Genomic DNA, 15,005 nt, shown 5'->3' with positions numbered 1-15,005 from the left:
CCGGAGACGACGCACGAGGCTCCGGGCGGCCGCGGTGCCTGAAGCGCCCCGGTGCGCTTCAGGCGCCGACGGTGCGGCGCCGTCGGCCGCGCACCCCACCTCACCCGTAGGTGTCGCGCGGTCCTCTCCAGGTCACGGTCCGGCGTCCCTTCTTCCAGGAGCGCTGTGCGGCGGCCGGGCCGGTGACCTTGAGCTCGGAGATCACGTGGGACCCGATGTGCTCCTCGATCGTGGTGATCAGCTGGGGCGTCAGCATCCGCAGCTGGGACGCCCAGGCCGAGGAGGAGGCGCTCACCACCAGGACCCCGGCCTCGAGGGAGACCGGTCTGCAGTGCGCGGCGAGGCGCTCGCCCACGATCTCGTCCCACTCCTCGAGCACTCTGCCGCTGTTCATCCCCTCGGTCCATCCCAGGCCGCCCAGCACCTTCCTCAGCACCGACTCGATGTCCTGGGGGTCGCGCGGATCGGGGCGGGACCCCGAATAGCCGGGTGCCCGCCCTGAGCGGTCCCGCAGATCTCGGGCCTGGGTCTTCGCAGAGATGGGGAAGAGGCCGCGGTCGCGCGCGGCGGCACGGGAGCGGTTGACGGTCCGCCGGGCGAGCTCGAAGGGATCGGCGGCGCTCGGCAGCTCCGGCGGGTCGTACAGCGGTTCGGCGTCGTCATCGCCGCGCTCGGCGCGAGCTGCGGACGCCGCTCCGGCCCTCGGCCGCCACGGTGCGCGGTCCCGGCCGCGCGTGGCCGCGGCAGCGGCATGCCCGGGATCTTCCGCGCGCTGGTCGCCGTCGGCCGCGGCGGCGGACCAGGTCCCGAGGTCGTAGGGGTTGGCGAGTCGCGGGCGCTGGGCCGCCGGACGAGGGGTGCTCATGAGAGCCCGCCGTCCCTCGGGACGGCTCGGCCCAGCTCCACGTCGACCACGTGGATCTCCCCGTGCAGGGAATCGGGGATGTCCGTGTCGTTCGCGGTGGTGATGAGGACCTGGGAGGCCCCGGTGATGATCCGTCCGAGCCGGTCCCGCCGATGGACGTCCAGCTCGCTGAACACGTCATCGAGGATGAGGATGGGTTCGCCGTCGCCCAGGTCCCCTTCCTCCAGGCGCAACAGGTCGTAGCTGGCCAGGCGCAGGGCGAGGGCGAGTGACCAGGATTCGCCGTGGCTCGCATAGCCCTTGGCGGGGAAGTCGTGCAGGCGCACCTCGAGGTCATCGCGGTGCGGGCCCACGAGGTTCACGCCGCGGTCGATCTCCTCATCGTGCCGCTCACCCAGCATGCGCAGCAGCGCATCGTGGATCTCGCGCGTGGGGGGAAGGTCGCCGGGTCCGGCGCCGAGCTCGTCGAGGATCGCGGAGCGGTAGGCGGCGTCGGCCGGGGAGGTGACCTCTCCGCGCTGTCCGGGCGGAAGGTCCAGGGCTTCCTCTGCGCCCTCATCGGTCGCGACCCGCAGGTAGGAGTAGCCCAGGTGCGGGCGCAGGCGGTTCACCAGGTGCAGCCGGGCGCGAAGCAGCTCCGCGCCATGGCGGGCCAGCTGCTGATCCCACACCTCGAGGGTGCTCGCCGCCGCCTCGGCCGGATCGAGCCCGCCCACGCTGCGGCCAGCGGCGCCGCGGCGCATGGAGCGCATCTGCTTCAGCAGGTTGCCGCGCTGCTTGAGCACGCGGTCGTAGTCGGCCTTGACGGAGGCGAAGCGGGGGGCGATGACGAACAGCAGCTCATCGAGGAATCGTCGGCGGCCCTCCGGATCTGCCTTGATGAGCCCCAGGTCCTCGGGGGCGAACAGCACGGCGCGCACTTCGCCCAGCAGGTCCCGCAGGCGTGGCACGTTCTGGCCCTGCAATCGGGCGCGGTTCGATCGTCCCGGGGTGATCTCGAGGTCCACCTGCAGGGGTCGGCCGGCCCGCTGGAAGCTCGCGCGGATGATCGCGCTCGCGCTACCGCGATGCACCAGGGCAGCGTCATGCGGGACGCGGTGGCTGGAGAGGGTCGCGAGGTACCACAGGGCCTCGACGATGTTGGTCTTGCCCTGCCCATTGGGGCCCACCATCACGGTGATGCCGGGGCCGATGGGCAGGGTGAGGCTCGGGTATGAGCGGTAGTCGGTGAGCTCGAGGGCGGTCAGCTGCACGGAGAGGTGACCTCCCGCGCTCAGATCCGCATCGGCATGATGAGGTACTTGTAGCTGGTCTGCGGCTCACCCTCGAGGGACTCCTGGCCGCTCATGACGGCGGGCTTGATGGAGTCGGTGAAGGTCAGGCGCGCGAACTCGGTGCCCAGCGCTCCGAGGCCGTCGAGCAGGAATCCGGAGTTGAAGCCGACGACGAGGTCCTCGCCCTCGAGGCTCGCCTCGAGCACCTCGGAGGCCTGCGCGTCATCACCGGCGCCGGCCTCGAGAGCCACCTGGCCCTCGGTGAAGGACAGGCGCACGGGGGTGTTGCGTTCGGCGACGAGGGAGACGCGCTTGACGGCGTCGATCAGCGGGCCGGTCGCCACCACGGCGGTGATCGCGGAAGTCTCGGGGAACAGGCGGCGCACGGGCGGGTAGTCGCCGTCGACCAGGGTAGAGGTGGTGCGGCGGCCGCCAGCCTCGAAGCCGATGAGGTTCGCCGCGGCGTCCTCCTCGAGGGCGATCTCGACGCTGCCGCCGGTGGCCAGCGACCGTGCGACCTCGTGCAGAGTGCGGCCGCGCACGAGGGCGGTCAGCTCGGTGCCGGGGGTGGCGGGGTTCCAGGTGATCTCGCGCAGCGCCAGGCGGTAGCGGTCGGTAGCCATGAGCGTCATGGTCTCGCCGCTGATCTCGACCTTCACGCCGGTCAGCAGCGGCAGGGTGTCGTCCTTCGATGCCGCAACGGTGACCTGGGAGATCGCCTCGGAGAACACGTCGGCACCGACGGTGCCTGCCACGGGCGGCATGGCCGGCAGCTGCGGGTACTCCTCGACCGGCAGGGTGGCCAGGGCGAAGCGGGCGCTGCCGCAGCGGACCTGCAGCTTCGTGCCCTCCAGAGCCACGGAGACGTCCTTGTTCGGCAGCGCGCGGACGATGTCGGAGAGCATCCGGCCCTGGACCAGGACCTCCCCGGATTCCTCGACCTCGGCCTCGAGGTGAATCTGCGCGCTGACCTCGTAGTCGAAGGTGGACAGCTGCAGTTCGCCGCTCGTATCAGCGACGATCCGCACGCCCTGCAGGATCGGCATCGCGGGCCGAACGGGGAGGGTGCGGGTGGCCCAGGAGACGGCGTCACCCAGGACGCCGCGGTCGAGGTGGAACTTCACCGTTGCCACTCCTTCGCAGTGGTCGAATGCCAGAACGCGCCCCAGCGTATCCGGTCCTCGCACCTGCTCGCGACACACCGCCTCACATCCTTGACTTCCCCTGCCCCTCGCTGCGCCGCTGCACCTGCCGATCCGTCCACACCCATTGCGTTGAACTACCTGAAGTCCTCTTCATCACGGCTGTGGATTCCGTGGACAACCCGCATTCATGCTGGTCAGAGCCCATGATCGGATGGTGGATGAAACGTTGAGAACGTTTCTTTGACCGTGGGCGAGCTGTGCATGAGCGCTGCGTAGCGCTCCATTCGTGTCATGTGGTCGTGCACATCGGCTCCTGCGCGGATGCTCGCCGGTCCACACTGTCCACAGAGTTATCCACATCTGGGGAGAACTGTAGTCTGACCAGCCCTGTCATCCGTGACAGGGATGCGCGTCACTTCCGACCGGAGTTCGAGGACTTGATGCGTGCCGTCAGCTCGGTGACCTGGTTGAAGATCGCGCGCCGCTCCTTCATGAGCTCGCTGATCTTCTTGTTCGCGTGCATGACGGTGGTGTGGTCGCGGCCGCCGAACTCCTCGCCGATCTTGATCAGCGGCATGTCCGTCAGTTCCCGGCACAGGTACATGCCGATCTGCCGAGCAGAGACCAGGCGGCGTGAACGCCCCGTGCCGATGATCTCCTCGACCGAGATCCCGAAGTACGTGGCGGTCTGCGCGATGATCGTCGAGGCCGTGATCTGGGTGCCGTCGTCGTGGGAGAGCAGGTCCTTCAGCACGCTCTCGGCGAGGGTGACGTCCATCGGCTGACGGGACAGGGAGTGCAGGGCCTGCACGCGGATCAGCGCGCCCTCGAGCTCGCGGATGTTCGTGGCGATATGGCTGGCGATGTACTCCAGCACGTCATGGGGGACCTCCCCGGCGTCCTCCTGCGCGACCTTCTTGCGCAGGATCGCGATGCGGGTCTCGAGGTCCGGGGGCTGCACGTCGGTCATGAGCCCCATCTCGAAGCGGGAGCGCATACGGTCCTCGAAACCGCCGAGCTCCTTGGGCGGCAGATCCGAGGTGATGACGATCTGCTTGTCCGAGTTGTACAGCGTGTTGAAGGTGTGGAAGAACGCCTCCATCGTCTCTGGGGCGCGCTGCAGGAACTGGATGTCGTCGATGAGGAGGATGTCGATATCGCGGTAGCGCCGCTGGAACTCCTGGGCCTTGCCGAACTGGCCGGACTGCACGGAGTTGATGAACTCGTTGGTGAACTCCTCGGAGTTGACGTACCGCACCACGATGTCCGGGTACAGCGACTTGGCGTAGTGGCCTACGGCGTGCAGCAGGTGGGTCTTGCCCAGTCCCGAGCCGCCGTAGATGAACAGCGGGTTGTACGCCTTCGCGGGGGTCTCGGCGACGGCGGAAGCCGCGGCCTGTGCGAAGCGGTTCGAGGAGCCGATGACGAAGGTGTCGAAGGTGTACTTGAAGTTCAGGCGCGAATCCTCACCCACCGGCGCGGGGGCGGGGGATGGCACCGGGGCAGAGGCCGCGGAGAAGGAGCGTGGCGGCAGCACCGGGGCGGTGGAGGGGACTGACGGGGCCGGTGCACCGGATTCGGCCGCTCTGTGGATATCCCGTTCCACTTTGTCCACAGGGTTGTCCACATCCTGTGCACGTGGCGCAGGTGGGGCCGCGGATACAGTCGGCGGGGCAGCATCTTCCTCATCATCGAACAGCAGCGATTCATCGACCGTCACCGCGAAGCGCATATCCTGGCCGGTCGCCTCGGACAGCGCCCCCTTCAGGGCGCCCGCATAGCGGTTCTCCAGCAGCTCCTTCAACGAGGTGGAAGGCACTGCGACCAGCGCGGTATCCGCCACCACGGCCATCAGCTCGGAGAGGGTCAGCAGGGCGTTCACGCGCTGGGAGACAGACTCGTCCTGGCGCAGGATCTGCAGGGCGCTGTCCCAGATCTCGGCGGCGCTCGGCTCGGCCATGAGGTCACTCCCTACGGGTCTGAGGTGGTCGGGATAGTTTTCCACAATCTTCCACAGAACAGCCAGTGATGTGGACCGCGGCTGTGGATGACCGGTCACACCAGCGCACCGCACCCCCCGGGGCACGATGAGAAACTGGCCACAACCGGCCGTTGAGCGCGCGGATCCGTTGACCCCTTGCGACCACCCCACCTAGACTCGGGCGGTCAGCGCTGCGGGTCATGTCCCTGATTCCCGTTCCCTCATTCCCGTTCCGGGGAACCTCGGCAGCCGCCCCGCCTCGGCGGGTGCGCCCGGACGTCCCGTTCGTGCAGCAGACCACAGACCACCGCGAGGGCACACCCGTGCCCACGACCGAGGAGAACCATGAGCAAGCGCACGTTCCAGCCGAACAACCGCCGCCGCGCCAAGAAGCACGGCTTCCGCGCCCGCATGCGCACCCGCGCCGGCCGCGCCATCCTGAACGCCCGCCGCGCCAAGGGCCGCTCCGAGCTCTCCGCCTGAGCCGGCCTGAGCCGCCGGGTCGTGGTGCGCCCATGAGTTGGTCCGCCCACCGGCTGCGCAGCAGCGAGCAGTTCCGCGCCGTCACCCGCGGTGGCGTGCGCAGCGCCCGATCCCACGTGGTTGTGCACCTCGGCCCCCTCCCAGAGGGGGACGGGCAGGCACCCCGCGTGGGATTCGTCGTGTCCAAGAAGATCGGCAACGCCGTGATCCGCAACCGCGTCACCCGTCGGCTGCGTGAGATCATCCGGCCACTGCTGGACGAGCTACCCGCCGGCACCGGCGTGGTGGCCCGGGCCCTGCCCGGCATCGACCAGCAGCCTTTCGATCAGCTGCGGGAGGACGTCCAGGGGGCCCTCGCCTCCGCGGAGCGCAAGCTGCAGCGCCGCACCGTCGGCCGCCGCTCCCCCCGAGCGGGCACTGCGTCCAGAGCGGGCACTGCCGCGGGGGCACCTCGCCCTGCCGCGGGGTCGGAGGCCACCCCCGGGACCACCCCGGCGCGGAAGGGGAGCCGATGAGCCTGCTGCGCACCCTGCTGCGCCTGCCGCGGCGGATCCTCATGCTGCCCGTGCGGGCCTACCAGGTGGGGATCAGCCCCTACACGCCGCCCGCCTGCCGCTATGACCCGGTGTGCTCCCAGTACGGGATGGATGCCCTGCGGATCCACGGCGCGCTCAAGGGCACGCTCCTGACCAGCTGGAGGATCCTGCGCTGCAACCCCTTCACCCGCGGCGGACTGGATCCCGTGCCCGCCCCGGGAATGTGGAGCAATCCACGCCGACTGCGTCATCCGGCGCACTAGCCCTACCCTTGTCCGAGACCCCGATGCTGAGCCGACACCTCGCATGAACGTCATGCGCATCCGTGCGGCAGGAAGACCAGGCCGATGAACCCCCTGTATCCGATCGAGTGGGCCGTGGCATGGCTCATGGTGAAGTTCCATGCGCTGCTGTCCGTGTTCATGGACCCCAATGCTGGCATCACCTGGGTGCTGTCCATCGTGGGCCTTACCGCCGTGGTGCGCACCCTGATCATCCCGCTGTTCGTGCGGCAGATCCGCGCCTCCCGGGCCATGCAGATGGTCTCCCCGGAGCTGCAGGCCGTGCAGAAGAAGTACAAGGGCAAGACGGACCAGGATTCCCGGCAGAAGATGGCCGAGGAGACCATGGCCATCTACAAGGAGGCCGGTGCTTCGCCGTTCTCCTCCTGCCTGCCGGTGCTGCTGCAGATGCCGATCTTCTTCGGCCTGTTCCGGGTGCTGTTCACCAAGCTCCCGCAGGCCGCGGGCGGTGACCCCTTCGGACCGCTCACCGTGGAGCTGGCCCGCAGCGCCAACACCTCCACGTTCTTCGGGAACGTCACCATCGCCGACAGCTTCCTGAGCCCCGGGGACGGCGGGATCTCCGCCCGCATCGTCGCCGGCATCATCATCGCCCTGATGTGCGCGGTCACCTTCATCACCCAGAAGGAGCTGACCATGCGGAACATGCCGCAGGCAGCCCTCGAGGGACCGATGGCCGGCACCCAGAAGATGATGCTGTACATGCTCCCGTTCATCTACGTGATCACGGGACCGGGCATGCCGATCGGTGTGCTCGTCTACTGGCTCACCACCAACGTGTGGACCTTCGTGCAGCAGTGGATCGTCATCCGGGCCACCCCCACCCCGGGCTCGGACGCCGAGAAGGCCCGCCACGAGCGGATCAACGCCAAGCGCGCCAAGAAGGGTCTGGAGCCGCTGGACTTCACCCCGCCCAAGAAGGTCGTGACCGAGCCGGTGGAGGACAAGCCCATCCGCATCCAGCCCCCGGCCAAGAACAAGGGCGGCAAGAAGCTCACCGACCAGGAGAAGCTCGAGCGCGCCCGCGCCGCCCGCGCCAAGGCGGTCGAAGAGCGTCGGGCAGCCCGCGAGGCCGCCGGCGAAGCCGATCCGCGTCCGCAGCGCGGCAGCAACGCCCTGAACAAGAGCGCACGGAAGAAGAAGCGCAAGAAGTGATCCCCGTGCCCGCCGGGAGCACAGTCGCCCCGGGGGCACACCCCGCACCCCGTAAGGACCTGCCATGAACGACACCACCATCGACAATCCCGAGGTCGACGAGCGCGACCAGGAGCAGCCCGCCGAGCTCGCTGACTCCGCAGCCTCTGCAGCGTCTGCTGAGCCAGCGGCGCCCGTTGAGTCCGCGCAGGAGCGCATGCGGCGTCTCGAGGAGGAGGGCGACATCGCCGCCGACTACCTCGAGGAGCTGCTGGACATCGCGGACCTCGACGGCGACATCGATATCGACGTGGACGGCGACCGCGCCTCCGTGGAGATCGCCAGCGCGGACCAGCTGGCCCGCCTGAACCGCCCCAAGGGCGAGCTGCTGGACGCCCTGCAGGAGCTGACGCGCCTGGCGGTCCAGACCCGCACCGGCAACCGCTCCCGCCTCATGCTGGACATCGGCGGATTCCGCGCCGAGCACAAGAAGTCGCTCGAGTCCCTCGCGGATGACGCGATCGCGGAGGCGAAGGAGACCGGGCAGCCGGTGCCGCTGAAGCCCATGAACCCCTTCGAGCGCAAGGTGGTCCACGACGTCGCCAAGCGCGAGGGGCTGCGCTCGGAGTCCGACGGCGACGGCAAGGGCCGTCACGTAGTCATCTACCCCTCCGCCTGATCGTGCAGATCGAGCTCCCCGAGAACCTGCAGCAGGTTGCCGAGCGTCTGCTCGGCGACCGCCTGCCGCTGGCCGAGCGTTTCGTCCACCTGCTCGCGCAGCAGGGGGTCGAGCGCGGATTGATCGGCCCGCGGGAGGTGGACCGGCTGTGGGAGCGCCACCTGGTCAACTGCGCGCTGCTGGCCGATGCGATCGGCCCTGAGGTGCGCACGCTGGCGGACGTCGGCTCCGGGGCGGGCCTACCCGGCGTGGTCATCGCGATCGCGAGGCCGGAGCTTGAGATCACTCTGATCGAGACGATGCAGCGGCGCACCACCTGGCTCGATGAGGTCAATGGCGAGCTGGGCCTGGGCTTGGAGGTGGTGCGCGCCCGCGCCGAGGAGCTGCACGGGATAAGGCAGTTCGATGCGGTGACCGCACGGGCCGTGGCGGCGCTGGACAAGCTGGTGCGCTGGACCCTGCCACTGGTGGCCCCCGGCGGCGAGCTGCTGGCCATGAAGGGCTCCTCCGCGGCGCAGGAGATCGAGAAGGCGCACAAGGTTCTCACGAAGCTCGGCGGTGAGGATCCGCGCATCACGACCCACGGGGACGGCGAGGTGGAGGTTCCCACTACAGTGGTCCACGTGCGTCGCCGTGCCGAGGCGACCCGGAAGGGAGATGGACGTGGCTGAGAAGCGCGACGACTCCTCCACCAGCCCCGGCGCGATGGAGGACACCCCGCTGATGCGGGAGCTGACGCGCGATCATGCCCGTCGGCGACAGCTCGAGGGACTGGACTTCGAGGCGCCGCAGCGGACCCGCATCATCACGGTCGCGAACCAGAAGGGCGGGGTCGGCAAGACGTCATCGGCCGTGAACATCGCGGCGGCGCTCGCGATGGGCGGGCTGCAGGTGCTGGTCATCGACGCAGACCCGCAGGGCAACGCCTCGACGGCGCTGAGCATTGAGCATCACGCCGAGGTTCCGGGAATGTACGAGGTCCTCGTGGACTCCACCCCGATCGCCGAGATCATGCAGGAGGTCCCGGACATGCCGGGCCTGCTGTGCGCTCCGGCCACGATCAACCTCTCCGGGGCGGAGATCGAGCTGGTCTCCCTCGTGGCGCGGGAGAACCGCCTGAAGAACGCGATCACCGAACTGCTCGAGCAGTGCGAGCATGAGGGACTGCCACGCCTGGACTACGTGATCGTGGACTGCCCGCCGTCCCTTGGCCTGCTGACGGTCAACGCGCTCGTCGCAGCCCGCGAAGTGCTGATTCCGATCCAGGCGGAGTACTACGCGCTGGAGGGCCTGTCCCTGCTGCTGAACAACATCGAGCTGATCCGTCGGCACCTGAACCCGGATCTGGTGGTCTCCACCATCATGCTCACCATGTACGACGCCCGCACGCGACTGGCGGCGCAGGTGGCGCAGGATGTGCGCGACCATTTCCCCGAGCAGACCCTGGAGACGACGATCCCGCGGTCGGTGCGGATCTCCGAGGCCCCCAGCTACGGGCAGACCGTGCTCACGTACGATCCGAGCTCAAGCGGTGCCCTCGCCTATCGCGCCGCTGCTCATGAGCTGAACTCCCGCACCGCCCCCTGAACCCCCTCGGCGATGCCGCGCACCGTCGCGCGGCTGCCGCTCACCCCGTCGGAAGGACATCGGCATGACGCAGAAGCGCGGACTCGGACGCGGCTTGGGCGCCCTCATCCCGGGTGCGGGCTCTCCCGCCCCGGCTCCGGAGCCGGAGCTGCGCACGCGCACGCGCCCGGCCGGGGAGAACTCCAGCTCCTCGCGCCCGGTGGACATGTTCTTCTCCGGTGAACAGGTCGAACGCTCCGAGGAGCGAGCTCAGCGGCGTTCCAGCAGCCGAGACCTCGCCAATGACATGGCGCGGGCCGCCGCCGAGCGACGAGGGCGGGGCACCGCGAAGACCACCGCGAAGGGGCGCCGCAGCAGCGGGGACACGGAGACGGCCGACGGGGCCGAGGACACGGCGAAGGCCAGCACCCGGGCGCCGCGCACGAGTGGCGGGACAAAGCGCACGACGACCACGAGCGCGGGGACGGGCACGGCTGCGAAGAGCGCGGCAGCGAAGAGCACTTCGGCAAAGAGCACGGGCAAGAGTGCGGCATCGAAGAGCGCCGGGACGAAGCGCTCCGGCACAACGACCTCAGCGGCGAAGGCCTCGGCCGGGGGGACGACCGACGACGCTCCCTCGACCAGCACGAAGACTGCTGCGCAGAAGACGGCCCCGCAGAAGCCTGCCGCGAGGAAGACCACCGCGAGGAAGCCCGCGGCGAAGAGCTCCCCGGGCAACTCCTCGACCCGGAAGCCCTCGAGCGCCAAGACGAGTGACGCGACCGCTGACCAGCAGGTGGATGAGCCGATGCCCGAGAGCATCGAGACTGTCGATCAGGTGCCGGAGACGGATCTCGCGGAGACCATCGGCGCAGCGCAGAGCCCCACTGACCCGGCGGTGACGGATGAGGGCACCGCGACCGCGGGCGCGTCAAGCGCTGTCACCGCAGAGCAGACCGATGAGGTACCCAGCGAGGCCCCGGCAGTTGATGAGCCGCGGGAACTGGTCAGTGTGCCGGGTGCGGAGTTCGCCGAGATCCCGATCCACGAGATCCGCGAGAACCCCCGTAACCCTCGCACCCTCTTCGATGAGGACGAGCTGGATGAGCTCGCCTACTCGCTGCGCGAAGTCGGGGTGCTGCAGCCTGTCGTGGTGCGCCCCATCCCCGTCACCGCGGATGGTGAATCCTTCGAGCTGGTGATGGGTGAGCGCCGCTGGCGGGCCGCCCGCCGGGCCGGTCTGCCCGCGATCCCCGCGATCATCCGCGAGACCAGCGATGATGACCTGCTGCGCGATGCGCTGCTGGAGAACCTGCACCGCAGCCAGCTGAACCCGCTGGAGGAAGCGAACGCCTACCAGCAGCTCCTGGATGACTTCGGCTGCACCCAGGACGAGCTCGGTGAACGCATCGGCCGCTCCCGTCCCCAGATCACCAACACGCTTCGCCTGCTGCGCCTGCCTGCACTGGTGCAGCGCCGGCTGGCCAGCGGAGCGATCAGCGCCGGGCACGCCCGTGCCCTGCTCTCGCTCGACAGCCCCGCGCTCATGGAAGAGCTCGCCCAGCGGATCGTCAGCGAGGGCCTGTCTGTGCGGGCCGTGGAACGCCTCGTGGCCCGCGGCGGCCGCGACACCACCTCCCGTCCCGTGCGACGCAGCACCTATGACCCGCACGTTGTGGATCTGACGAGCCGGCTGTCCAACCGCCTCGAGACCCCGGTGCGGATCGATGTGGGCAAGCGCAAGGGCCGGATCACGCTCGAGTTCACGAACCTCGACGACCTCGATCGTCTGGTGGAGAGCATGGGACTGGATATCCCGCTCCCCCAGGGGAGTGCTGACGACGACGCCGCCGCGCAGGAGTGAGACGCGTCCACGGGTGAGGACCCGTGACGTCATGACGTGACACGCGGTGTCGGTACGTCGTGTGGCACTGCAGGGGCTGCGGAGTGTTGGTGAACTGAGCCCGGTGATCCGAGGATCATCGGCGGTGGAAACCCATCACGTGATCTGACATTATCGTCAAAATATGTCAGGTAAATGTGTAGGCCCGGACCTCGTCGCAGCGGTGGTTTTCGTTTGACGCTGCTGTCTGCCTGAAGCTATACCCCGTGATGTGCTTATCCACTGATGTGCACAACACTGTGGATAAATCGATGCAGGCTACGGCGCCGACTCAGCTCTCGGCTCCCGACCTGGACCTGGATGAGGGTGGAGTCCTCCTCCGCTGGCCGCTGGTGAGCCTCTCGGACCTCGTGTGGGTCTGCTGTCAGATAGTTCTCTGCCGCGTGACAAAATGCCCGTGCGGGTGCGTGGGTGAGACCGCTGAATGCACGCGGCTCTGTCGACCTCGTGGGGTCGTGATCTGTACGGGGCGGTGTGTAGGGGAAGGTTCGAGCAACAGTTTCCCGTGAAACTCCGGCCGCTAGATGCGACGTAGAGCGGTGCATAAGGGGCTGAGCTGCAGGGAGCGCGTGCCCACTGTTTCCCGTGAAACCTAGAAGATCGCCGGCGGCCGCGCCTCAAGGCGCACCCCGATCACGGTTGTCGGGCGTTTTCGTATGCGGAGCCATCACCATGTTTCGCGTGAAACGATGCGTTGAAGACGAACGACCATGGAGGATGGGGCCGAACTCATAGCGACAATCCGCGCTCTCGCCTGGAGCTCCAGGCTGACTGAGTACGCGAAATGTTTCCCGTGAAACGCGGGAGTCGGAGGGCGTGCGCTCGTGGGCGAATGCTCTGCCGGGAAGGGGTTCATGGGCTGCCGGTGCGTGGCTTTGGCTATTCATGTTGGCGTTGACGATGGGTGATGACGCCACGTGGACATGTTCCACGGGAAACGTGCACCGTTCGGCATGCTGTACGCACTCCCCGGGGACCGCGGCGAACTGTTCAGCGTGACGATCCTCGGTCGCAAGTTGGAGCCGCTGAGCCCCGGTGCGTCATCTGCTCCTCCTGCGAAGCGAACCCAGGAGCAGCTCATGTTCCTGGTCCGTCTATCTGGCGTCACACGATCTCCATTTCACGCACCCTGTGAATTATCGACTCGCATGTACGCCCCATCCCCCGTGATGGCGGTGATGTATCGGTGCGTCAGCCGAAGAGCCCCTGCCCTATGTCGAGCGCATCTCGCGGATCCAACAGTTCACGCGTGTCACCCGTCCGATAGGTTTCACGGGAAACTCAGCGATTGGGCGGCTCGACGATCACTCCACGGACTGCATGCATGAGAGTGGTGCATCAGCAGCCCAGGCGTCGTCTGCACGTCGCCATTGTGTGAGGAAGCAGTCCCGGCCCGAGCCTCAAGTCTCCGCAGTCAATACGGTCTCGGTCGGGATGGGTTTCCACAGTGTTTCCCGTGAAACCCAGCAGCGGGAACAGTCGGCGACGCGGTACTGATGCGAGGGGCCATGAGGGTTCACACTGCGTGTCGGGTTCCCGCGCAAGAGGTCTGCGAGCGGGTTTGTCAGCGCTGTTTCATGTGAAACTGCGCCCCGAGGCCCTCGAGAGGATGATCCCCGCTCATCCCGTAGTGGCACGGACAGGAGTGCGCCGTAGCACAGACTCAACGGTGATCCGATATGGAGTACATGGTGCACGTGATTGGCACGAAGCCTCCAAGTCACGGAGCTTCACGGGAAACGTGCCGTGCGACGTGGCTTAACGGGTGGTCACGCCTCACTCGCGCGCTCAGTGAGGTGTGAGAAGCGTGGGCATGTGTAGACATCCTTGAGGGGCACGCGACGGGCACCGCGTGATGTGTGTGCCTGAGAGGTTGATCCACGAGAATGCCTTCTTGGCTGCGGCGATGTCAGGTGCTAGGAGGCTGTGAGTGTTTCCCGTGAAACGCCGTGCTGTGTAGCGAGACACGGCTGCGCATGCCCTGGGCGTTGGGCGGACGGGTATGTGCCTCTCACTCTCCTTGCGCTCTGAGGCGCTGAGAGGACGCCGTCGATGCAATGTTTCGCGTAAACTCACTGTGGAGTATGCCGCATCGGCCCTTTCTCGGGTTCCGAGAGTCGCGCAAGACATTGGCACTGCCGGTGATCGAGCGCCCGACGCCGCATACTGTGCTGCATGGCATGGTTTCGCGTGAAACCAGAAGAACCGCAAGGAGCCAGAGGGAATGTCGGCCCCTGGGCGTCACCCTTGGAACCGGCCTGCAGGTAGGCTCGCGCGGTGTTCATGCCTGACTGTCACCGGTCTCCGTGATGACTAAGAGCACCTGAAAGAGGGCAGGGGCGATGGGAGCCCCCGAGGAGAAAAGCCCGCAGCCTTCATTGATACAGAAATTGTTGGACCGTCAGGAAGATGTCTAGCCTCGGGTTTCACGGGGAACCGACCTCCTTATCACTCCCCAGACATGGGTCCTCTATGGACCACCGGCGGGTTGAGAGAGTCGGATCTCGAGCGCCGAGCCCTCTGCGGACAGCCCCGCTCGATAGTCCATAGCATCAGAGCAGGCGCCGGGCGAATACGGTGTCGCCCTCGGTGCACCTACCGATCCGGTGTCTCAGGCTCAAGGATGCCGACAGATCACCTCTATGCCACGATGACCTGCACTGATGATCGGTGTGAACGGGAGATGGACTGCGGGTGTACAACGAAACCCTGCGCCAGGCAGGTTTCCTGTGGAACGTGGTGAGACCGCAACAGGGTCGCGTTTCGTGTGAAACTTCTCCTCCCCCGGAGAGGGGAGATCGCGGTGCAGCTCTGGCTCCCGGCACCCGGCATGTGTGCGGTGACAGATGCTCACTCGGCGCATGCAACGATCGATACACCTGAGCGGCTGGCCGGCCGGACGTCTGGTGGTTCAGAGTTCTCGGACTCTCGGGAGCTGTCATGCACACTGTGTGCGCAGCAGTGTGGATAAGTGGCTCTCGTGTGCCCGTACCGACCACGTGAAACTGTGTATGAGCGAAGGACTTCCGCGTCACCAGATCGGCAGCACAGTATCCACACCTGTTCATCAGCACTGGTCAGGGTATTTGTGCGAGAGGTTCTTAGAACGAAACATCTCTCGCACTATCCACACCCGA

The 15,005-nt window shown here is 67.4% G+C and carries 12 protein-coding genes; 8 read left to right on the top strand and 4 right to left on the bottom strand.

From position 1 onward, the window contains the following. Positions 1 to 100: 100 nt before the first annotated feature. The 4 genes from MU407_RS03780 to dnaA all read right to left on the bottom strand — a co-directional run bounded on the left by MU407_RS03780 (position 101) and on the right by dnaA (position 5,244). Positions 101 to 865: a DciA family protein gene (locus tag MU407_RS03780; protein WP_102235574.1), complete on the bottom strand. Its 765-nt coding sequence runs from the start codon at positions 863 to 865 to the stop codon at positions 101 to 103. Continuing rightward, positions 862 to 2,118, bottom strand: a complete 1,257-nt coding sequence (gene recF / locus MU407_RS03775) for a DNA replication/repair protein RecF (RefSeq protein ID WP_246955469.1) — start codon at positions 2,116 to 2,118, stop codon at positions 862 to 864. Before recF ends, MU407_RS03780 begins: the two co-directional genes overlap by 4 nt. 20 nt (positions 2,119 to 2,138) lie before the next feature. Beyond that, on the bottom strand, positions 2,139 to 3,263 hold the full coding sequence (dnaN, locus tag MU407_RS03770; RefSeq protein WP_246955467.1) for a DNA polymerase III subunit beta: 1,125 nt from the start codon (positions 3,261 to 3,263) through the stop codon (positions 2,139 to 2,141). A gap of 433 nt (positions 3,264 to 3,696) precedes the next feature. Further along, complete coding sequence (gene dnaA, locus MU407_RS03765; protein WP_102235577.1) at positions 3,697 to 5,244, bottom strand: chromosomal replication initiator protein DnaA; 1,548 nt, start codon at positions 5,242 to 5,244, stop codon at positions 3,697 to 3,699. Between the two features lie 366 nt (positions 5,245 to 5,610). Here dnaA and rpmH point away from each other — a divergent pair, with 366 nt between their 5' ends. The 8 genes from rpmH (at position 5,611) to MU407_RS03725 (ending at position 11,829) form a co-directional block, all read left to right on the top strand. Beyond that, a complete protein-coding gene (gene rpmH, locus MU407_RS03760; protein WP_102235578.1) occupies positions 5,611 to 5,748 on the top strand; it encodes a 50S ribosomal protein L34 in 138 nt (45 codons plus the stop codon). Between the two features lie 32 nt (positions 5,749 to 5,780). Continuing rightward, positions 5,781 to 6,263 carry a ribonuclease P protein component gene (gene rnpA / locus MU407_RS03755; protein WP_246955465.1) on the top strand — a complete coding sequence of 161 codons (483 nt, stop codon included), beginning with the start codon at positions 5,781 to 5,783 and terminating at the stop codon, positions 6,261 to 6,263. Beyond that, positions 6,260 to 6,547, top strand: coding sequence for a membrane protein insertion efficiency factor YidD (yidD, locus tag MU407_RS03750; RefSeq protein ID WP_102235579.1), 288 nt, complete (start codon positions 6,260 to 6,262; stop codon positions 6,545 to 6,547). The genes rnpA and yidD overlap by 4 nt, the downstream gene beginning before the upstream one ends. An 84-nt stretch (positions 6,548 to 6,631) precedes the next feature. Further along, positions 6,632 to 7,741: a membrane protein insertase YidC gene (gene yidC / locus MU407_RS03745; RefSeq protein ID WP_246955463.1), complete on the top strand. Its 1,110-nt coding sequence runs from the start codon at positions 6,632 to 6,634 to the stop codon at positions 7,739 to 7,741. Positions 7,742 to 7,937: 196 nt separating this feature from the next. Beyond that, on the top strand, positions 7,938 to 8,399 hold the full coding sequence (locus MU407_RS03740; RefSeq protein ID WP_233190661.1) for a R3H domain-containing nucleic acid-binding protein: 462 nt from the start codon (positions 7,938 to 7,940) through the stop codon (positions 8,397 to 8,399). 2 nt (positions 8,400 to 8,401) lie between these two features. Further along, entirely contained in the window at positions 8,402 to 9,070 is a 669-nt protein-coding gene (gene rsmG, locus MU407_RS03735; protein WP_246955461.1) for a 16S rRNA (guanine(527)-N(7))-methyltransferase RsmG, read from the top strand. Then, positions 9,057 to 9,986, top strand: coding sequence for a ParA family protein (locus MU407_RS03730; RefSeq protein ID WP_246955459.1), 930 nt, complete (start codon positions 9,057 to 9,059; stop codon positions 9,984 to 9,986). The genes rsmG and MU407_RS03730 overlap by 14 nt, the downstream gene beginning before the upstream one ends. A 64-nt stretch (positions 9,987 to 10,050) precedes the next feature. Next, positions 10,051 to 11,829, top strand: a complete 1,779-nt coding sequence (locus MU407_RS03725; protein ID WP_246955457.1) for a ParB/RepB/Spo0J family partition protein — start codon at positions 10,051 to 10,053, stop codon at positions 11,827 to 11,829. Positions 11,830 to 15,005 lie beyond the last annotated feature (3,176 nt).

This window comes from Brachybacterium sp. Marseille-Q7125 (genome assembly GCF_023062615.1).
In the GTDB taxonomy this organism is placed as follows: domain Bacteria; phylum Actinomycetota; class Actinomycetes; order Actinomycetales; family Dermabacteraceae; genus Brachybacterium.
Note: the sequence above shows the minus strand (reverse complement) of the source record. Positions and strands in the feature narration are given on the sequence as shown.

What these genes read in the sequence shown, in the direction of transcription:
- rnpA (WP_246955465.1), top strand. Translation starts at nt 5,781, where the DNA reads ATGAGTTGGTCCGCCCACCGGCTGCGCAGCAGCGAGCAGTTCCGCGCC.
- yidC (WP_246955463.1), top strand. Translation starts at nt 6,632, where the DNA reads ATGAACCCCCTGTATCCGATCGAGTGGGCCGTGGCATGGCTCATGGTG.
- MU407_RS03725 (WP_246955457.1), top strand. Translation starts at nt 10,051, where the DNA reads ATGACGCAGAAGCGCGGACTCGGACGCGGCTTGGGCGCCCTCATCCCG.
- MU407_RS03780 (WP_102235574.1), bottom strand. Translation starts at nt 865, where the DNA reads ATGAGCACCCCTCGTCCGGCGGCCCAGCGCCCGCGACTCGCCAACCCC.
- rpmH (WP_102235578.1), top strand. Translation starts at nt 5,611, where the DNA reads ATGAGCAAGCGCACGTTCCAGCCGAACAACCGCCGCCGCGCCAAGAAG.
- MU407_RS03740 (WP_233190661.1), top strand. Translation starts at nt 7,938, where the DNA reads ATGCGGCGTCTCGAGGAGGAGGGCGACATCGCCGCCGACTACCTCGAG.
- yidD (WP_102235579.1), top strand. Translation starts at nt 6,260, where the DNA reads ATGAGCCTGCTGCGCACCCTGCTGCGCCTGCCGCGGCGGATCCTCATG.
- dnaA (WP_102235577.1), bottom strand. Translation starts at nt 5,244, where the DNA reads ATGGCCGAGCCGAGCGCCGCCGAGATCTGGGACAGCGCCCTGCAGATC.
- MU407_RS03730 (WP_246955459.1), top strand. Translation starts at nt 9,057, where the DNA reads ATGGACGTGGCTGAGAAGCGCGACGACTCCTCCACCAGCCCCGGCGCG.